Consider the following 17,381-nt stretch of genomic DNA (forward strand, 5'->3'; position numbering starts at 1 on the left):
GAGAGCCGCACCGTGCGTATATCGAGATGTCATGGACGGGTCATGAACGCCCTGGTGGGCGGCACGGCCCTCGTCCTCGCCGTCACCGGCACCGCGTCCGCGCAGGCCTTCCACCGGGCCGGCCCCGACCGGCAGGTGCTGCCCGCCAGGGACGGTTGGGCGGCCTACGGCACCGGCACGACCGGCGGAGCCGCCGCCGACCCGGCCCATGTGTACACCGTCACCACCTGGGAGCAGTTCAAGGCCGCTCTGGCCGACGGCGGCAGCGCGCCGAAGATCGTCCGGGTCACGGGCACGATCGACGCCGACGGGCCGGGCTGCGACGCGTTCGCCGTACCCGGCTACGACTTCGCCACCTATCTCAGGACCTACGACCCGGCGGTGTGGGGCCGTACCACGAACCTCGACGGCGAACCCGACGACAGCCCCGAGGGCCTGCGCCGCGCCTCCGCCGCCCGCCAGGACGCCTTCGTCAAGGCGGACGTCCCGGCCAACACCACCATCATCGGCGTCGGCGGGAACGCCGGCTTCAAGGGCGCCAGCCTCCAGATCGAGGGCGTCGACAACGTCATCGTCCGCAATCTGGCCTTCGAGAGCCCCCTGGACTGCTTCCCGCAGTGGGACCCGACCGACACCGCCGACGGCAACTGGAACTCCGAGTACGACAGCGCCGTCGTCCACGGCTCGACCCATGTGTGGATCGACCACGACACGTTCACCGACGGGGACCACCCGGACAGCACCCTGCCGTCGTACTACGGCCGGATCTACGAACAGCACGACGGCGAACTGGACATCGTCAAGGGCGCCGACTACGTCACCGCCTCCTGGAACGTCTTCGAGGACCACGACAAGACGATCCTCGTCGGCAACAGCGACAGCGCGTCCACCGCCGCCGTCGACCGCGGACACCTGAAGGCCACCTTCCACCACAACCTGTTCCGGAACCTGGTCGAGCGGGCCCCGCGCGTCCGCTTCGGACAGGTCGACTCGTACAACAACCACTTCGTCGCCGGTGACGGCTACTCCTACAGCTACGGCATCGGCATGGAGTCCCGGCTCGTCGCCGAGCACAACGCGTTCACCCTGCCCGACGGCGTCCAGGCCGGCTCGATCCTGAAGAAGTGGAAGGAGGCACCCGTCACCGCCGGCGACAACTACGTCAACGGCCGGCCGACCGACCTCGTCGCCGTCCACAACGCGCAGGTGCCCGGCGAGATCCTCCAGTCCGGCGCCGGCTGGACACCCGTCCTGCGGACCCGGGTCGACCGGCCGCAGGCCGTCCCCGGCCTCGTCGACCACTGCGCGGGCGCCGGCCACGTGCGCTGACCCCACCGGCCGGGGCGCGCCCCGCCCCGGCCGCCCCCGCGCCCCACAGCCCTTGGAAGGAGCACGCCCATGCCCCTGACCCGACGGGGTCTGCTCACCGCGAGCGCCGGGACCGCCGCCGCGCTCGTCCTGTCGGCCGCCCCCGCACACGCACGCCCCCGCCCGTTCGGCCGCTACGGCTCACCGGCCCGCCGCCTCACCCCGGGCACCCTGTACGTCGACCCGCACGGCCGCGGCGACTTCACCTCCGTCCAGGCCGCTGTCACCGCCGCCACCGGCACCGGCCGGACCCTGGTGATCGCCCCCGGCCGCTACCGGGAGACGGTCGCCGTCGACGCCGGCCGTACGGGCATGACCTGGATCGGCGCCTCCGAGAACCCCCGCGACGTCGTGATCGTGTACGACAACGCGGCCGGCACCCCCAAGCCCGGCGGCGGCACGTACGGCACCAGCGGCTCGGCGACGACCACCGTGCAGGCCGACGGGTTCACCGCCCGCCGGATCACCTTCGCCAACGACTGGCTGCGCGCCGGCCACCCGGACACCAGCGGCACCCAGGCCGTCGCCCTCAAGGTCCAGGGCGACCGCAGCGCCTTCCTGCACTGCCGCTTCCTCGGCCACCAGGACACCCTGTACGCCGACTCCGCGGCCCTCGGCGCCGTCGCCCGCCAGTACTACGCCCACTGCTACGCCGAGGGAGACGTCGACTTCGTCTTCGGGCGGGCCAGCGCCGTGTACGAGCACTGCCACTTCCACACCCTGAACCGGACCGACCTGGCCGCGCCGCCCTACGGCTTCGTGTTCGCGCCGTCCACGGCCGCCGCCAACCCGCGCGGCTACCTGGTCGTCCGCGGCCGTGTCACCAGCGCCGCCCCGGACGCCTCCTACAAACTGGCCCGCCCCTGGGTCCCCAGCACCGACCCCACCGCCCGCCCGATGCTCACCGTCCGCGACACCTGGCTGGGCCCCGGCATCGACGCGACCGCCCCCTACACCGACATGTCGGCGTCCCATCCCTGGCAGGACCAGCGCTTCGCCGAGTACCGCAACACCGGTCCCGGCGCCCGTGTCACCGCCCCGGAAAACCGCCCCCAACTGCCCGCCGCACAGGCCGCGTCGGCGACCAGGGCGGCCTGGCTGGGGGACTGGACGCCTCCCTCGCCGATATCGATCGGATAACAGGGGTCGCCGTAACGTTGTGATGCGCGTAGACAGTCCGTGACCTGGTACGTCAACCCTATTCACCAGATCCGGAGAATCCATGCGGAAGTCCCTCAAGGTGGCCGCGGCCGGTGCCGCCTGTGTCGTCGCCGGTGCGGCGCTGTACGGCGCGGGTGCGGCCGGCGCCCGTCAGTCGACGGCCAACTCCACCCACGAGCCGTACAACATCGGTCAGTTGGTGAAGGACATCGACACCTACTACGGCACCACCGCCGACGGCGACGGCGTCTACCAGGCGTCTCCGGACAGCCCGTACGCCGAGGACCTGGCGCACATCGACGCCGACGCCAGGCACTACATCGACCAGGCGGCCCGCAAGGCGCGGCACAAGGGCGAGAAGCCGGCCGTCGTCTTCGACATCGACGACACGCTGCTGCTCAGCCTCGACTACGAGAAGCGCACCAACTACACGTACAACGGCACCACGTGGAACGACTACGTGAACAAGGCCGACCGCCCGGCCGTCTTCGGCAGCCCCGAGCTGGTGCGGTACGCCGAGTCCAAGGGTGTCACGGTCTTCTACAACTCCGGTCTGACCGAGGCCCAGCGCTCCGCCGCCGTGGAGAACCTGAAGAAGGTCGGCGCCGACGTGAACCTCGACGCCGGCCACATGTTCCTCAAGGACAAGGCCAACCCGCCGGCGTACCTGAAGGACTGCGCCGTCCCCGGCACCTGGAACTGCACGACCGTGCAGTACAAGTCCGGGACGCGCAGGCACATCGAGGACGACCTGGGCTACGAGATCATCGCCAACTTCGGCGACCAGTACTCGGACCTGGACGGCGGTTACGCGAACCGCACGTACAAGCTGCCGAACCCGACGTACTTCGTCGGCTGAACCTGATCCGTACGTTCTGAGCAGCCGCTCGCACCCGGCCCCCGTCGCCGGCGCCACCGCGCCGTGCCGGGGGCCCGGGTCCTACGAGCCGTCGCCCGACCCGTCCCGCGTGTGTACGGCGAAGTCACCGGTCACCGCATACCTATGTCCTGCGGCCACACCGGTCATCACGTAGCTGTCGGCGCCGGCGTCCCGCCCCCCGCGCGTATGGTCGTACTGCCCCGCGAACACCCACTGCCCCGCCGGTACCGTGCGTCCCTGCTTCAGCGTCCACGTGTAGACGACGAAGCCGTCCTTCTCCGCCACGCTCTGGGTGAAGTCCCCCTCCGGCAGCGACCGCCACGCGCCGGTCGACCTGACCCCGCTGGTCCTGGCGATCTTCAACTCGACCGTCAGGGACGACAGCGGCCGGGACGTCTTGAGGGTCACATCGCTCTGCGCCCAGTAGTCGTTGCTGTCCGGGTCCACCGAACCGTCCGACCACAGGGGCCCGTTCCGTTCGGCGCGCGCCGCCGGCGGCCGCGCGGTGGCGGTGCCGTGCGGCGTCGGGGAGGGGGAGGCGCCCGCTGTGCGGGACGGCCGTCCGGCGGACTCGCCGGGCGTCGGGTCCGCGGGGCGGGACGGGGGACGGGTGGTCGGCGCGGGGGGCCGGGAGGGGGTCGGTGACACCGCCACCGTCTGTTCGGCCGGCGGGTCGTCCTTCACCGCGGACGCCACCGCGTACCCCCCGACGGCGAGGACGCCGGCGACCGCGGCCGTCGCGGTGGCCACCCGGACCCAGCCGAACACCGGCCGGCGCACGGCCCGGTGGCCGGGGCGGGACCCCGCGGCCATGCCGCGCTCCACCCGGGCCAGGATGCGCGCGCGGTCGGGCTCGTGGGCCCCGGCCGCCTCGTGCAGCCGGGCGCGCAGCTCGTCGTGCACGTCCTGCCGCCTCATCGGTTCCTTCCTCCGCTCTCGCCGGCCCGGGCTGCCATCGCGGCGTGCACCCGCCGCGGGTCGCCCTGCGCGCCGAGCAGCCGCTGCAGTTCGGCCATCCCCTTGGACGTCTGGCTCTTAACCGTACCCACCGAGATCCCGAGCGCGAGCGCGGTGTCCTTCTCCGACAGGTCGAACGCGTGCCGGAGCACCACGCACGCCCGTTTCCGGAACGGCAGCCGGCGCAGCGCCCCCTGGACGTCCACCACACCGGCGACGTCCGGGTTCTCGGTCCGCTCCTCGCCGCGCGGCCAGAACAGCGCGATACGCCGCCGCTCGCGCACCGCGCCGCGGATCCGGGTGCGGGCCAGGTTGGCGACCACGCCCCGCGCGTACGCCACCGGACGGTCGGCCGCGCGCACCCGGTCCCAGCGGTGCCACAGCGCCAGCAGCGCGTCCGCCGCCAGGTCGTCGGCGGCGTCCGCCTCCCCGGTCAGCAGGTGGGCGAAGCGGGCGAGTTCGGCGTAGTGCCGTTCGAAGAAGGCATGGAACTCCACGGAGGCTGCGTCGTCGACGACTGTGCCCACGGGTGACCTCTTCTCGATACACGCTCTGTGTCTGTCATGTAAATGACATGCGGGGGTCCGGGGGAGGCCCGGACGGAGATCCGGAAGCGTAGCAGTGATCGTTTTCCTTGCTTGTGCGGGGGGTCGGACACCGTATGCCGGGTCGAACCTCATGACGGCACACGGAAGGGGCCGTTCCGCGGTATGCGGAACGGCCCCTCCGGGTGCGCTACTTGAGTGCGGCCTGCATCATCGCCCGGGCGACCGGCGCCGCCAGCCCGTTGCCGCTGACCTCGGACCGCGCCGCGTCCGACTGCTCCACCATCACGGCGACGGCCACCTCCTTGCCGTTGCTGTCGGACTTGCCGTAGGAGGTGAACCAGGCGTACGGCGTCTTGCTGTTGTTCTCGCCGTGCTGCGCGGTGCCGGTCTTGCCGCCGACGGTCACCCCGTCGATCAGCGCGTTCGTGCCGGTTCCGTCCTTGACCACCGTCTCCATGGCGGACTGGAGCTGCTCGGCGGTGCCGGAGCTGACGACCTGCGTCGCGTCCGCGCTGTCGTCGTAGTCCTCCAGCACATCACCGCCGCTGTCGGTGATCTGCGACACCATATGGGGCGACACCAGCTTGCCGCCGTTGGCGATGGCCGCGGACACCATGGCCATCTGCAGGGGGGTGGCCGTGACGTCGAACTGGCCGATGCCGGACAGGGCCGTCTGGGACTTGTCCATGTCCGAGGGGTAGACGCTCGGGTAGGCCCGCACCGGCACGTCCTGCTTCTCGTTGTTGAAGCCGAACCTCTCGGCCATGGCCCTGACCTTGTCCTGCCCCAGCACGACGGCCATGTGACCGAAGACGTTGTTGCACGAGTACCGCAGGGCGACCCGGATCGAGGCGTTCCTGCACGGCGCCGACTTGCTCTCGTTCGGCAGCTCGCGCACCGTGCCCGGCATGATGTACGGAGAGGGGCTGTCGGTGGGCTCGTCCACGTTCTTGTACAGCCCGTCCTCCAGCGCGGCGGCCGCGACGACCAGCTTGAACGTCGAGCCCGGCGGCAGCGGCTGGCGCAGCGCGCGGTTGGTGAGCGGCTTCTCCTCGTCGGCGTTGAGCGTCTTCCAGGCCGGGCCGGCCGTGTTCGCGTCGGTGAGCGAGGAGGGGTCGTACGACGGCGTCGACGCCACCGCGAGGATCCTGCCGGTCTTCGGGTCGATCGCGACGGCCGCGCCCTTGTTGCCGCCCAGCGCGCGGTAGGCCGCCTTCTGCACGGCCGGGTCGACCGTGGTGACGACGTCGCCCGGATCGGCCCGCTCCCCGGTGACGGTGTCCATCACCGTCCTCAGCCGGTCGTCCGTGCCGTTGAGCAGGTCCTTGTAGACACCCTCCAGCTGGGTGGGGGCGTACGCCTGCGAGGCGTAGCCCGTCACGGCCGCGTACAGCTTGCCGTCCTCGTACGTCCGCTTGTACGCGAGATCGCTTCCCTTCGTCCGCGCCGAGCCGGTGATCGAATCCCCGGCGACGATGATGTTCCCGAGGGGCCGCGAGTAGGTCGCGATCGCGTTCCGCCGGTTCTGGTTGTCGTCCGCGAGGGCCTTGCCGTCGTAGAACTGCAGCCATGTCGCCCTGACCAGCAGGGCCAGCACGAGCAGCAGAGCGAAGACGGACGCCCGCCTGATCGTCTTGTTCATCCCGCTGGATAGACGAGCGGGACCGGGGGGAACGTTCCCGTACGACCGGATTTCTCATCCGGCGCTCAGGCGGCGGCCAGCACCAGCACGACCTCCTCGATCTCCCGGCCCCGCGCGGTCGCGTACCCCTGGGCCCGGGCCGCCTCGCGGAAGCCGCACTTCTCCAGCACCCGCAGCGACGCGCCGTTGTCGGCGGCCGCCCGCGCGTACAGCGGCCGTTCCGGGACCTCGGCGAGCAGGGCACGCAGCGCGGCCGTCGCCACGCCCCGGCCCCAGAAGGCGCGGTCGATCCAGTACGTCACCTCGCGCTCGCCGGCCACCCCGTACACGGCCGCGCTGCCGGCCACCTCCCCGTCGGCCAGGACCGTGCGCAGCACGTCGGAGGAGTTCCGCAGCCGCCGCCAGTGGGCCGCGAAGGCCTCCTCGTCATAGGGGGCCTCGGGGCCGAAGGCGGCCATCCTCGCGGCCTTCGGGTCGGTCATCTGCCGCCGGAAGACGGCCAGATCGTCGTCCTCCACGGCCCGCAGCGTGATCTCCATGCCGTCGAGCCTACGGCCCCGCGCTCAGAGCCTGCGGGTCGCCAGGGTCAGCCGGTCCCGCGCGTCGAACAGCGCGTCCTTGATCATCTGTTCGTGGGCGGGGGTGAGCCGGGCCACCGGCACCGAGCAGCTGACGGCGTCGCGCGCGGGCGTGCGGTACGGGATCGCCACGCCGAAGCAGCGCAGGCCCAGGGTGTTCTCCTCGCGGTCGACCGCGAAGCCCTGCTCCCGGATCTGGTGCAGCTCCTCGATGAGCCGCTCCCGGTCGGTGAGGGTGTGCTCGGTGAGCGCGGGCAGCGTCTCCGGCAGCAGTTTGCGGACCTGCTCGTCGGTGTAGGTGGCGAGGATCGCCTTGCCGAGCGAGGTGGAGTGGGCGGGGAGCCGGCGCCCGACGCGGGTGAAGGGGCGCAGGTAGTGCTGGGACTGGCGGGTGGCCAGGTACACCACGTTCGTCCCGTCGAGCCGGGCCAGGTGGATGGTCTCCGTGGTGTCGTCGGAGAGCCGGTCCAGGGTCGGACGGGCGGCCGCCACCACCTCGTCGCCGTCGATGTACGACGTGCCGACCAGCAGCGCCCGTACCCCGATGCCGTACCGCGTGCCCGTCGCGTCCGTCTCCACCCAGCCCAGCTCCACGAGGGTGCGCAGTAGCATGTAGAGGCTGGACTTGGGGTACCCCACGGCCTCCTGGACGGCCGCGAGGGAGTGCATACCGGGCCGGCCCGCGAAGAACTCCAGCAGTTCCACGGTCCGTACCGCGGACTTGACCTGTGCCCCGCCGCCTGTGTCGCCTGCCGTCATCGACCTGACCCCTTCGTTCGACGAGGACCGAGTTATATAGTCTCCGAGCAGCATATTCACGACCAGAGACGGCGTTCAGTATATCGAACGCCCGGGAGGGATCCGCGGTGGCAGCAGCACCAGTCTGGAGTGTCGACCCGCGCACCGGGAAGCAGCGTGAACAGGTTGCGGTGGAGGCCACAGCCCAGGAGGTGGACGCGGCGGTCCGGGCGGCCGACGCGGCGCGCGGCGCCCTGGCCGACCGCACGGTCCGCGCCGCCTTCCTGCGCTCCGCCGCCGCGGGCCTGGACGCGGCCCGGGACGGCCTGGTCGAGACCGCGGACGCCGAGACCGCGCTCGGTCCGACCCGGCTGACCGGGGAACTCGCCCGGACCACCTACCAGTTGCGGGCCTTCGCCGGCATCGTCGACGAGGGCGCCTTTCTCGACGTCATCATCGACCACCCCGACGACACGGCCACCCCGCCCATCCCGGACCTGCGCCGGTACAAGGTGCCGCTCGGTGTCGTCGCCGTCTACTCCGCCTCGAACTTCCCCTTCGCCTTCTCCGTCGCCGGCGGCGACACCGCGAGCGCGCTGGCAGCGGGCTGCCCGGTCGTGGTCAAGTCGCACCCGGACCACCCGGGCCTGTCCGAGCTGGTCGCCAAGGTGCTGCGCCGGGCCGCCGCCGAACACGGCGTCCCCGAGGGCGTGGTCGGCCTCGTGCACGGCTTCGAGGCGGGCATCGAGCTGATCAGGCACCCGCTGGTCGCCGCGGCCGGCTTCACCGGCTCGGTACGGGGCGGGCGGGCCCTCTTCGACGCCGCCGCCGCGCGTGCGGTGCCGATCCCGTTCCACGGCGAACTGGGGTCGCTGAACCCCGTCCTGGTCACCGAGGCCGCCGCCGCCGAGCGGGCCGAGGAGATCGGCGGCGGGCTCGCCGGCTCGATGACCCTGGGCGTCGGCCAGTTCTGCGTCAAGCCCGGACTGGTGCTGGTGCCGTCCGGCGCGGCCGGCGACCGGCTGGTGAAGTCGCTGACGGACGCCGTCAGCGACACCGACGCCGGGGTGCTGCTCGACCACCGCATGCGGGACGACTTCATCGCCGGCGTGGCCGAGCGCGCGCAACTCCCGGACGTGGACGCGCCGGTCACCCCGGGCGCGGGCGGCGAACACTCGGTCAGCGCGGGATTCCTCACGGTGCCGGCGGAGAAGCTGGCCGAGGAGGGGGCGTACGACCTGCTGCTGGAGGAGTGCTTCGGGCCGGTCACCGTGGTGGCCCGCTACGCGTCCGAGGCCGAGGCGACGGCAGTGCTGTCGCGGCTGCCGGGCAACCTCACGGCGACCGTCCAGGTGTCCTCCGAGGAGGCCGCGGGGCAGGGGCGGGGGCCGGAGCTGCTGGCCGAGCTGACGCCGCTGGCCGGACGGGTGCTGGTCAACGGCTGGCCGACGGGGGTCGCCGTGGCGCCGGCCCAGCACCACGGGGGGCCGTACCCCGCGACCACCTCCACGTCCACCTCGGTGGGCGGTACGGCCATCGAGCGGTGGCTGCGGCCCGTCGCGTACCAGAACGCGCCCGAGGCCCTGCTGCCGGCCGAGCTGAAGGACGACAACCCGCTGGGGTTGCCGCGCCGGTTCAACGGGGTCCTGGAGCGGTGACGGGGTGGGAGCTTCCTGAACTGCCCTTCCCGCTCACGGCGTACGGGCCGGAGGGCGGCTGGACTTACGCGGACGGTGTGCTCACCGGCTCGGCCGGCCCCCGGCAGGACCGGTTCGTGCCGCCCACCGGGGAGAGCCTCGGACCCGCCTCGGACGCGCCCCGGCTGCTCGGCGCGCCCGAGGGGGACTTCCGGCTGGCCGCGCGGGTCACCGTGGGCTTCCGCGCCGCCTTCGACGCCGGGGCGCTGTACGTCCACGCGGGGGACAGGGCCTGGGCCAAGCTGTGCCTGGAGTACTCCCCGGACGTGCCGACCGTCTGCACGGTGGTCACCCGGGACCACTCCGACGACGCCAACTCCTTCACGGTGGACGGCGACTCGCTCTGGCTGCGGGTCAGCCGCACCGGCCGCGCCTTCGCCTTCCACGCCTCCCCGGACGGCGAACGCTGGACCTTCGTCCGCCTGTTCACCCTCGGCGAGGAGGAGAGCCGCACGGCCCTGGCAGGCTTCCTGGCCCAGTCGCCGGTGGGGGAGGGCTGCACGGTGACGTACGACCACATCACCTTCGGCCCGGGAGCCCCGACCGACCTGCGGGACGGCAGCTGAGGGCACCGCCCGGCAGGACCGCGGAACCGGGCGGTGGCCGGGCGCGTCCCCCGTTGCATGATCGCTGACCGTGCCAGGGGCGCCGCGTGATCCGTACCGCCGTGCCCGCCGATGTCGAGGGGATCGCCGCGCTGCACCGCCGGGCCCGCTCGACGTACTACCCCGAGGGTCTGCCGGAGGACGGCATCGACTGGGTCGCCGCCTGGCGTGGTGCCGTGGAGCGCGCCGACGGGCAGGTGCTGTGTGCCGTGGAGGAGGGCGCGATCACCGCGACGGCCTCCCTCCGGCGGCCGCAGGGGCCTCCGTCGGCACGGTCAAGCTGTACCAGTTCCACGTCGACCCCGACCGCTGGCGCCGCGGCACCGGTACCGCCCTGCACGCGGCCTGCGTCGAGCAGTGGCGGGCCGAGGGCAGGCGCAGGGCCGTCCTCGACGTGCACGTGGACAACCGGCGCGCCCAGGCCTTCTACGCCCGCCAGGGCTGGCTCCCGGACCCCGCGAACCCGCCCGCCGACGGCGATCACCACCTCTTCCTGCACTACACCGTGCCCCGGGAATGAAACGCCCTGCTTGAACGTTCACGTACCGGCCCGGGGAGAGCCCCCGCGCCCGTACGACCCGGAATGAGCGGAAGACATGCGCGTCGAGATCTGGAGCGACATCGCCTGCCCCTGGTGCTACGTGGGCAAGGCCCGCTTCGAGAAGGCGCTCGCCGCCTTCCCGCACCGCGAGCAGGTCGAGGTGGTGCACCGCTCCTTCGAGCTGGACCCGGGCCGCGCCAAGGGTGACGTCGAGCCGGTCCTCACCATGCTGACCAGGAAGTACGGCATGAGCGAGGCGCAGGCCCAGGCCGGCGAGGACAACCTGGGCGCGCAGGCCGCCGCCGAGGGCCTGGACTACCGCACCCGGGGCCGCGACCACGGCAACACCTTCGACATGCACCGCCTGCTGCACTTCGCCAGGGAACACGGCCGGCAGGACCAGCTGATCCAGCTCCTCTACCGGGCGAACTTCGCCGAGGAGCGGTCCCTCTTCACCGAGGGCGACGAGCTCCTGCCGACGCTGGCCGCCGAGGCCGGCCTGGACCCGGAGGCCGCCCGCACGGTACTCGCCGACCCGGACGCGTACGCCGACGAGGTCCGCGCCGACGAGCGCGAGGCCGCCCGGCTCGGCGCCACCGGTGTGCCGTTCTTCGTCCTCGACCGCGCGTACGGCGTCTCCGGCGCCCAGCCCGCCGAGGTCTTCACCCGGGCGCTGGCCCAGGCCTGGAACGAGCGCTCCCCTGTGAAGCCGGTCGACCAGGGTGACGCCGACGCCTGCGGCCCGGACGGGTGCGCGGTGCCGCAGCACGGCTGAAACCGCAGGTCGGAGGGGTCGTATAAGCGCCGCTAAGAGGCGCCATGCGAGAGTTCGCCATGGACGGGCGGACTCCCCGGGCCGCAGAGTGGAGCCATGCAGACCACGGAGACGTTCGAAAGCCTCGTCCGCGCCGAGTTCCGTCCGAAGAGCACCTACCTCAACACCGCGAGCAACGGCCTGCTGCCCGCCCGCGCCGTCGCCGCCCTGAACGAGGCGGCGCTGCTGCGGGCCGAGGGCCGGCCGCTGACCTCGCTGTACGAGGACGTGGAGACGTGCCGGGCCGCGTTCGCCCGGCTCGCCGGCGTCCCGGCGAGCCGGGTCGCGACGGGCGCCTCGGTCGCCGCGCACACCGGCGTGATCGCCGCCTCGCTGCCCGCGGGCGCCGAAGTCCTCACCGCCGAGGACGACTTCACCTCCGTGCTCAACCCGTTCCACGTCCGCGGCGACCTCAAGGTCCGCACGGTCCCGCTGGAGCGGATCGCCGAGTCCGTCCGCCCCGGCACCGCGCTGGTCGCGGTCAGTGCCGCCCAGTCCGCCGACGGGCGGATCGCCGACCTGCCCGCCCTGCGCGAGGCCGCCCGCGCCCACGGCGCCCGCACCTACGTCGACTTCTCCCAGGCCGTCGGCTGGCTGCCGATGGACGCGGACGCCTACGACTTCACCGCCGCCGTCACCTACAAGTGGCTGCTCGGCCCGAACGGCGCGGCCTTCCTCACCGTCCCCGAGGACTTCGGCGGGCTGACCCCGCTGCTCGCGGGCTGGGTCGCGGCGGAGCGGCCGTGGGACAGCTGCTACGGCCCGGTTCCCGAACTCGCCCACTCCGCCCGCCGGTTCGACCTCACCCACGCCCTGTTCACCTACGCGGCGCTGCGGCCCTCCCTGGAGCTGATCGAGGAGCTCGGCGTGGACGCCGTACACGCCCATGACGTGGCCCTGGCCGAGAGGTTCCGGGCGGGTCTCGCCGGCCTCGGCCACGAGCCGCTGCCCGCCCCCGGCTCGGCGATCGTCTCCGTCCCCGGACTCGGCTTCCGGCAGCCGGAGTTGAGCGCGGCGGGCATCGAGGTCTCCGACCGGGCCGGCAACCTGCGCGCGGCCTTCCACCTCTACACCACGACCGCGGACGTGGACCGGCTGCTGGACGCGCTGTCCGGCTGACACGCGGACATGACCGGGCCGGGGCCTCCCGTCCCACGAGGAGGCCCCGGCCCGGTGATCAGGGTGGTCAGCGCACCGGGGTGAAGTCCCGGGCGCCGATGAACTCCGGCCGGCGGATCGGTGCCGCGAAGGGCTCCACCGCCGTGTTCTCCACGCTGTTGAACACGATGAAGACGTTGCTGCGCGGGAACGGCGTGATGTTGTCGCCGGAGCCGTGCATGGCGTTGCAGTCGAACCAGGTCGCCGAGCCGGCCTTGCCGGTGAACAGCCGGATGCCGTACTCGCTCGCCAGCGCGGTCAGCGCCTCGTCCGACGGCGTGCCCGCGTCCTGCATCTGCAGCGACTTCTTGTAGTTGTCCTTCGGCGTGGCACCGGCACAGCCCAGGAACGTCTTGTGCGAACCCGGCATGATCATCAGGCCGCCGTTGGTGTCGTGGTTCTCGGTCAGCGCGATCGAGACGGACACCGTGCGCATGTTCGGCAGGCCGTCCTCGGCGTGCCAGGTCTCGAAGTCCGAGTGCCAGTAGAAGCCGCTCGCGCCGAAGCCCGGCTTGACGTTGATCCGCGACTGGTGGACGTACACGTCCGAACCGAGGATCTGCCGGGCCCGGCCGACCACGCGCGGATCGCGGACCAGCTTCGCGAACACCTCGCTGATCCGGTGCACCTCGAAGACCGAGCGGATCTCCTGGGTCTTCGGCTCCACGATGGAGCGCTCGTCGGCGCGGATCGCCGGATCGGCGACCAGCCGGTCCAGCTCACTCCGGTACACCTCGACCTCGTCCGGGGTGATCAGCTGGTCGACGGCGAGGAAGCCGTCACGCTCGTACGCCTGGAGGTCGGCCACCGAGGCCGGCCCGGGGCTGTCCGGGGAGCCCCAGACGACCGGGTCCTGGCGCGGGACGGTCACCTCGCCAGCGCCGCGGGTGGGGTACAGATCGGTGGTGATGGCGGTGGTCATGGGTGTGTCACACCTCCTCGGGCTCGGTGAGCAGCGGGTAGACGCCGTTCTCGTCGTGGTCCTCCCGGCCGGTGACCGGCGGGTTGAACACGCAGAGGCAGTGGAAGTCCTCCTTGACGCGCAGCGTGTGCCGCTCGTGCCCGTCGAGGAGGTACATCGTGCCGGGGGTGATGGTGTAGGTCTCCCCGGCCTCGTGGTCGGTGAGCTCGGCCTCGCCCTTGGTACAGACGACGGCCTCGATGTGGTTGGCGTACCACATCGACGTCTCGGTCCCGGCGTACAGAATCGTCTCGTGCAGGGAGAAGCCGACCCGCTCCTGGGCGAGGACGATCCGCTTGCTCTCCCAGGTGCCGGACTTGGCCCTGACGTGCCGGTCGGTGCCTTCGATGTCCTTGAAGGATCGGACGATCATGGGGTGCGTTTCCTCCTTGCTGTCAGGCGGTTTCCCGGACGGCGCGGGCGAGGATGCTCAGGCCCTCGTCCAGCTCGTCGGGGGTGATGGTGAGGGCGGGCAGCAGCTTGACGACCTCGCTCTCGGGTCCGGACGTCTCGATGAGCAGCCCGAGTTCGAAGGCGCGCCGCGCGACCCGCGAGGCCCGCTCCTTGTCGCGGAACTCCAGGCCCCACACGAGCCCGCGCCCGCGGTACTCCTTCACGTCGGCGAGGTTCTCCTCGGTGATCGAGATGAGGGCCTGCTCGACCTGTTCGCCACGGGCGCGGGTCTGCTTCTCCATGGCGGAGCCGTCGGCCCAGTAGGTCTCCAGGGCGGCGGTGGCGGTGACGAAGGCGGGGTTGTTGCCGCGGAAGGTGCCGTTGTGCTCGCCCGGCTCCCACACGTCCAGCTCGGGCTTGAACAGGCACAGCGACATCGGCAGCCCGTAACCGCTGATCGACTTCGACACCGTGACGATGTCCGGGGTGATCCCGGCCTCCTCGAAGGAGAAGAAGGCGCCGGTACGGCCGCAGCCCATCTGGATGTCGTCGACGATCAGCAGCATGTCCTGCCGCTCGCACAGCTCCTTCAGCGCGCGCAGCCACTCGGGCCGGGCCACGTTGATGCCGCCCTCGCCCTGCACGGTCTCCACGATGACGGCGGCGGGCTTGTTGAGCCCGGAGCCCTGGTCCTCCAGCAGCCGCTCGAACCACAGGAAGTCCGGGACCTTGCCGTCGAAGTAGTTGTCGAACGGCATGGGCGTGCCGTGCACCAGCGGAATGCCGGCGCCGGCCCGCTTGAACGCGTTGCCGGTCACGGCCAGCGACCCCAGGGACATGCCGTGGAAGGCGTTGGTGAAGGACACGATCGCCTCGCGCCCCTTCACCTTCCGCGCCAGTTTCAGCGCCGACTCCACGGCGTTGGTGCCCGTCGGGCCCGGGAACATGACCTTGTACGGCAGGTCGCGCGGGCGCAGCACCAGGTCCTGGAACGCCCGCAGGAAGGACCGCTTGGCCGTGGTCGACATGTCCAGACCGTGCGTGACACCGTCACGCTCCAGGTAGTCGATCAACGCCCGTTTGAGCACGGGGTTGTTGTGACCGTAGTTCAGCGATCCGGCACCGGCGAAGAAGTCGAGGTACGCGTGGCCGTCCTCGTCGTACATCCGGCTGCCCTGTGCCCGGTCGAAGACGGTGGGCCAGCCGCGGCAGTAGCTGCGCACCTCGGACTCGACGGTCTCGAAGACGCTGAGGTCGGGCTGGGTGATGGTCACGGTGATTCGCTCCTCAGTGGGGGGTGGAGTCGGTCAGCGGGCCGATGCGGTACAGCACTTCGGGGTCGTGCGGGCCGTCCGGGAACACCTCGGCGGGGAACAGCACCTCGCGGGTGACCACGGCGCCGTGCCGCTCGGCGAACGAGGTGAACAGCCGCTCGGAGGCGGTGTTGCCGGGCGTGATGGTGGTCTCCAGGCCGGTGATGCCGTGCTCGGCGGTGAGCCGGGCGGTCAGCCCGTCCAGCAGCCTGGCGGCGATGCCGAGGCCCCGGTGCCCGGGGTCGACGGCCACCTGCCAGACGAGCAGGGTGCGGGGGCGGTCCGGCCGCAGGTATCCGGTGACGAAGCCGACCGGCTCCCCGTCCGCACCGCGCGCCACCGCCGAGGTGCCGGCGAAGTCCCGGCACCACAGCACATAGCTGTAGGAGGAGTTGAGGTCGAGGGTTTTCGAGTCCTTGGCGAGACGCCAGAGCGCGGCTCCGTCGGTCATCGCCGGCTGTTCGATGAGCAGGTCTGCTGGTGCGGCGGTCATGCGGCACGAATTTAGCGAGGCGAATTCGAAAATGCACGGCAGTGACCGCCGGGGTGACCGCCCGGTTCGGCGATATGTCCGATATAGCCCCAGGAAAATCGGTGCAAATCGCCCACGTTGTGGACTCCGTCACAGCGCGAAAAGCGCCGCAAACCGGCCAGCAAACTCTGCTGTTTAGCTCTGCAAAAAGCGGGCAGAAGAATACGGGAAGCTAACGTCCGGGGAAATTGGCGGGGATTGTGAAGGCGAATTGAATTCCCTGTCCTGTGACCCCGCGGAAGCGTTCGCCCGCGGCCCCGCCGAAGCGTTCACCGAACGGGGACTAACGCCAGGCGTGCTCCGCGGCCCGCAGGGCGGCGGCCGGATCCACCGGCCGGCCCTGCTCCGCGAGCGCCCCACCCAGGGCGGCCAGCGTGTCGCGGACCGCGCCCGGGGTGGCGTCGGGGCCGTAGTGGTTGACGCGGACCATCTCCTTCGCCAGGGCGCCGCCCCCGGCCGCCAGCGGCAGCGCCGGGTCGGCCGCCAGGGCGCGGGCCACCAGGTCCGAGGCCACCACCCCGGACGGCACCCGCAGGGTCGTGGCGACCGGCGCCGCGTCCCGCTCCTCGTACACGTACGGCTCCAGGCCCCCGCCCAGCGCCACCGCGCCCGCCCGGGTCGCCCGCGCGGCGCCCCGGTGCCGGGCCATCACCGCCTCCAAGCCGGCCGACTCGATCCGCTCCAGACACGCCTGCAGCGCCAGCATCTCCAGCTGCGCCGGAGCGTGCGGCAGCGCCCTGCGGCCGGCGTCGAGCCAGCGCTCCTTCCAGTCCAGAAGGGACAGGTAGGAGCGGCGCGGGGCGTTCGGGTTGGCGGCCATCCGGGCCCACGCCCGCTCGCTCACCGAGATCGCCGACACCCCGGCCGGCCCGCCCATCGCCTTCTGCGCCCCGATCACGCACAGGTCCACGCCCCACGCGTCCGGCAGCACCGGCTCCGCGCCCACGGAGGCCACCGCGTCCAGGTAGAAGACGGCGCCCTGGGCCCGTACCACCTCGCCGATCTCCGCGACCGGGTTGGTGTTGCCGGTCGCCGCCTCGGCGTGCACCAGGGACACGAAGTCGATCTCCGGGTGCTCGGCGAACGCCTCCCGGACCTGCTCGGCGGTCACCGCCGTGTGGAAGGGGACGGAGAGGTCGTACACCGTGGCGCCGGCGTCGCGCAGCCAGCCGCCGAAGGTCTGGCCGTAGGGGCCCGTGATCACGTTCAGCGCCACCGTGCCCGGACCGGCCGCCGCGCGGATCGCGCCCTCCAGCGGCAGCAGCGCCTCGCCCTGCGTGACCAGGACGTCCTGCCGGGTGTCCAGCAGCCGGGCCACGCCGTCCTCGATGGCGGCGAAACGCTCGGCGGTGAGCGGGGGCAGGTCGAGGAAGGGGTGGGTCACGGCGGGGCTCTCTTCGCTCTCGGAGGTCGACTCCACCGATCTTAGGTCGAAAGGCCTCGGAGCCATCGGTTTGATTTGAGAGACTCAAACCCTTCCTTATAATCAGAAGCC

17 protein-coding genes and 1 pseudogene are annotated in these 17,381 nt (G+C 71.9%); 8 read left to right on the top strand and 10 right to left on the bottom strand.

Annotated features, from left to right (window positions below; genetic code table 11):
• Positions 1–42 precede the first annotated feature (42 nt).
• The 3 genes from ACZ3ZD_RS25875 to ACZ3ZD_RS25885 all read left to right on the top strand — a co-directional run bounded on the left by ACZ3ZD_RS25875 (position 43) and on the right by ACZ3ZD_RS25885 (position 3,388).
• Complete coding sequence (locus ACZ3ZD_RS25875; RefSeq protein ID WP_467401749.1) at positions 43–1,329, top strand: pectate lyase family protein; 1,287 nt, start codon at positions 43–45, stop codon at positions 1,327–1,329.
• Positions 1,330–1,398: 69 nt separating this feature from the next.
• Positions 1,399–2,508, top strand: a complete 1,110-nt coding sequence (locus ACZ3ZD_RS25880) for a pectinesterase family protein (RefSeq protein ID WP_467401752.1) — start codon at positions 1,399–1,401, stop codon at positions 2,506–2,508.
• Positions 2,509–2,590: 82 nt separating this feature from the next.
• Entirely contained in the window at positions 2,591–3,388 is a 798-nt protein-coding gene (locus ACZ3ZD_RS25885; protein ID WP_467401754.1) for an HAD family acid phosphatase, read from the top strand.
• An 81-nt stretch (positions 3,389–3,469) separates the two neighbouring features.
• Here the strand turns inward: ACZ3ZD_RS25885 and ACZ3ZD_RS25890 are convergent, their stop codons facing one another.
• The 5 genes from ACZ3ZD_RS25890 to ACZ3ZD_RS25910 form a co-directional block, all read right to left on the bottom strand.
• Positions 3,470–4,327 (bottom strand): hypothetical protein, encoded by an 858-nt coding sequence (locus ACZ3ZD_RS25890; RefSeq protein ID WP_467401756.1) that lies wholly within the window; start codon positions 4,325–4,327, stop codon positions 3,470–3,472.
• Positions 4,324–4,893 carry a SigE family RNA polymerase sigma factor gene (locus tag ACZ3ZD_RS25895; protein WP_467401759.1) on the bottom strand — a complete coding sequence of 190 codons (570 nt, stop codon included), beginning with the start codon at positions 4,891–4,893 and terminating at the stop codon, positions 4,324–4,326. The genes ACZ3ZD_RS25890 and ACZ3ZD_RS25895 overlap by 4 nt, the downstream gene beginning before the upstream one ends.
• 208 nt (positions 4,894–5,101) lie before the next feature.
• Entirely contained in the window at positions 5,102–6,556 is a 1,455-nt protein-coding gene (locus tag ACZ3ZD_RS25900) for a peptidoglycan D,D-transpeptidase FtsI family protein (RefSeq protein ID WP_467401761.1), read from the bottom strand.
• 65 nt (positions 6,557–6,621) lie between these two features.
• Positions 6,622–7,095: a GNAT family N-acetyltransferase gene (locus ACZ3ZD_RS25905; protein ID WP_467401764.1), complete on the bottom strand. Its 474-nt coding sequence runs from the start codon at positions 7,093–7,095 to the stop codon at positions 6,622–6,624.
• A 24-nt stretch (positions 7,096–7,119) separates the two neighbouring features.
• On the bottom strand, positions 7,120–7,893 hold the full coding sequence (locus tag ACZ3ZD_RS25910; RefSeq protein ID WP_467401767.1) for an IclR family transcriptional regulator: 774 nt from the start codon (positions 7,891–7,893) through the stop codon (positions 7,120–7,122).
• A gap of 107 nt (positions 7,894–8,000) precedes the next feature.
• Between ACZ3ZD_RS25910 and ACZ3ZD_RS25915 the strand changes: the two genes are divergently transcribed.
• From ACZ3ZD_RS25915 to ACZ3ZD_RS25935, 5 genes and pseudogenes are all read left to right on the top strand, one after another.
• Positions 8,001–9,530, top strand: a complete 1,530-nt coding sequence (locus tag ACZ3ZD_RS25915; RefSeq protein ID WP_467401769.1) for an aldehyde dehydrogenase (NADP(+)) — start codon at positions 8,001–8,003, stop codon at positions 9,528–9,530.
• On the top strand, positions 9,527–10,135 hold the full coding sequence (locus ACZ3ZD_RS25920) for a DUF1349 domain-containing protein (protein ID WP_467401772.1): 609 nt from the start codon (positions 9,527–9,529) through the stop codon (positions 10,133–10,135). Before ACZ3ZD_RS25915 ends, ACZ3ZD_RS25920 begins: the two co-directional genes overlap by 4 nt.
• Positions 10,136–10,221: 86 nt before the next feature.
• Positions 10,222–10,694 (top strand): annotated as a pseudogene (locus tag ACZ3ZD_RS25925) (GNAT family N-acetyltransferase).
• A gap of 76 nt (positions 10,695–10,770) precedes the next feature.
• Positions 10,771–11,490, top strand: a complete 720-nt coding sequence (locus ACZ3ZD_RS25930) for a DsbA family oxidoreductase (protein WP_467401774.1) — start codon at positions 10,771–10,773, stop codon at positions 11,488–11,490.
• 96 nt (positions 11,491–11,586) lie between these two features.
• Positions 11,587–12,648, top strand: a complete 1,062-nt coding sequence (locus tag ACZ3ZD_RS25935; protein ID WP_467401776.1) for an aminotransferase class V-fold PLP-dependent enzyme — start codon at positions 11,587–11,589, stop codon at positions 12,646–12,648.
• A 67-nt stretch (positions 12,649–12,715) separates the two neighbouring features.
• Here the strand turns inward: ACZ3ZD_RS25935 and thpD are convergent, their stop codons facing one another.
• The 5 genes from thpD to ACZ3ZD_RS25960 form a co-directional block, all read right to left on the bottom strand.
• Positions 12,716–13,609, bottom strand: coding sequence for an ectoine hydroxylase (thpD, locus tag ACZ3ZD_RS25940; protein ID WP_467401779.1), 894 nt, complete (start codon positions 13,607–13,609; stop codon positions 12,716–12,718).
• Positions 13,610–13,616: 7 nt separating this feature from the next.
• Positions 13,617–14,021: an ectoine synthase gene (locus ACZ3ZD_RS25945; protein ID WP_467401782.1), complete on the bottom strand. Its 405-nt coding sequence runs from the start codon at positions 14,019–14,021 to the stop codon at positions 13,617–13,619.
• Between the two features lie 22 nt (positions 14,022–14,043).
• Positions 14,044–15,315 carry a diaminobutyrate--2-oxoglutarate transaminase gene (gene ectB, locus ACZ3ZD_RS25950; RefSeq protein WP_467401785.1) on the bottom strand — a complete coding sequence of 424 codons (1,272 nt, stop codon included), beginning with the start codon at positions 15,313–15,315 and terminating at the stop codon, positions 14,044–14,046.
• 13 nt (positions 15,316–15,328) lie between these two features.
• On the bottom strand, positions 15,329–15,847 hold the full coding sequence (gene ectA / locus ACZ3ZD_RS25955) for a diaminobutyrate acetyltransferase (RefSeq protein WP_467401786.1): 519 nt from the start codon (positions 15,845–15,847) through the stop codon (positions 15,329–15,331).
• 322 nt (positions 15,848–16,169) lie between these two features.
• The gene (locus ACZ3ZD_RS25960) at positions 16,170–17,270 is read right to left on the bottom strand and encodes a pyridoxal-phosphate-dependent aminotransferase family protein (RefSeq protein ID WP_467401789.1); all 1,101 of its coding nucleotides are present in this window, start codon (positions 17,268–17,270) and stop codon (positions 16,170–16,172) included.
• Positions 17,271–17,381 lie beyond the last annotated feature (111 nt).

It is taken from the genome of Streptomyces sp. NPDC023481 (assembly GCF_055560195.1).

What these genes read in the sequence shown, in the direction of transcription:
- ectA (WP_467401786.1), bottom strand. Translation starts at nt 15,847, where the DNA reads ATGACCGCCGCACCAGCAGACCTGCTCATCGAACAGCCGGCGATGACC.
- ACZ3ZD_RS25880 (WP_467401752.1), top strand. Translation starts at nt 1,399, where the DNA reads ATGCCCCTGACCCGACGGGGTCTGCTCACCGCGAGCGCCGGGACCGCC.
- ACZ3ZD_RS25905 (WP_467401764.1), bottom strand. Translation starts at nt 7,095, where the DNA reads ATGGAGATCACGCTGCGGGCCGTGGAGGACGACGATCTGGCCGTCTTC.
- thpD (WP_467401779.1), bottom strand. Translation starts at nt 13,609, where the DNA reads ATGACCACCGCCATCACCACCGATCTGTACCCCACCCGCGGCGCTGGC.
- ACZ3ZD_RS25945 (WP_467401782.1), bottom strand. Translation starts at nt 14,021, where the DNA reads ATGATCGTCCGATCCTTCAAGGACATCGAAGGCACCGACCGGCACGTC.
- ACZ3ZD_RS25930 (WP_467401774.1), top strand. Translation starts at nt 10,771, where the DNA reads ATGCGCGTCGAGATCTGGAGCGACATCGCCTGCCCCTGGTGCTACGTG.
- ACZ3ZD_RS25890 (WP_467401756.1), bottom strand. Translation starts at nt 4,327, where the DNA reads ATGAGGCGGCAGGACGTGCACGACGAGCTGCGCGCCCGGCTGCACGAG.
- ACZ3ZD_RS25910 (WP_467401767.1), bottom strand. Translation starts at nt 7,893, where the DNA reads ATGACGGCAGGCGACACAGGCGGCGGGGCACAGGTCAAGTCCGCGGTA.
- ACZ3ZD_RS25935 (WP_467401776.1), top strand. Translation starts at nt 11,587, where the DNA reads ATGCAGACCACGGAGACGTTCGAAAGCCTCGTCCGCGCCGAGTTCCGT.
- ACZ3ZD_RS25875 (WP_467401749.1), top strand. Translation starts at nt 43, where the DNA reads ATGAACGCCCTGGTGGGCGGCACGGCCCTCGTCCTCGCCGTCACCGGC.
- ACZ3ZD_RS25885 (WP_467401754.1), top strand. Translation starts at nt 2,591, where the DNA reads ATGCGGAAGTCCCTCAAGGTGGCCGCGGCCGGTGCCGCCTGTGTCGTC.
- ACZ3ZD_RS25900 (WP_467401761.1), bottom strand. Translation starts at nt 6,556, where the DNA reads ATGAACAAGACGATCAGGCGGGCGTCCGTCTTCGCTCTGCTGCTCGTG.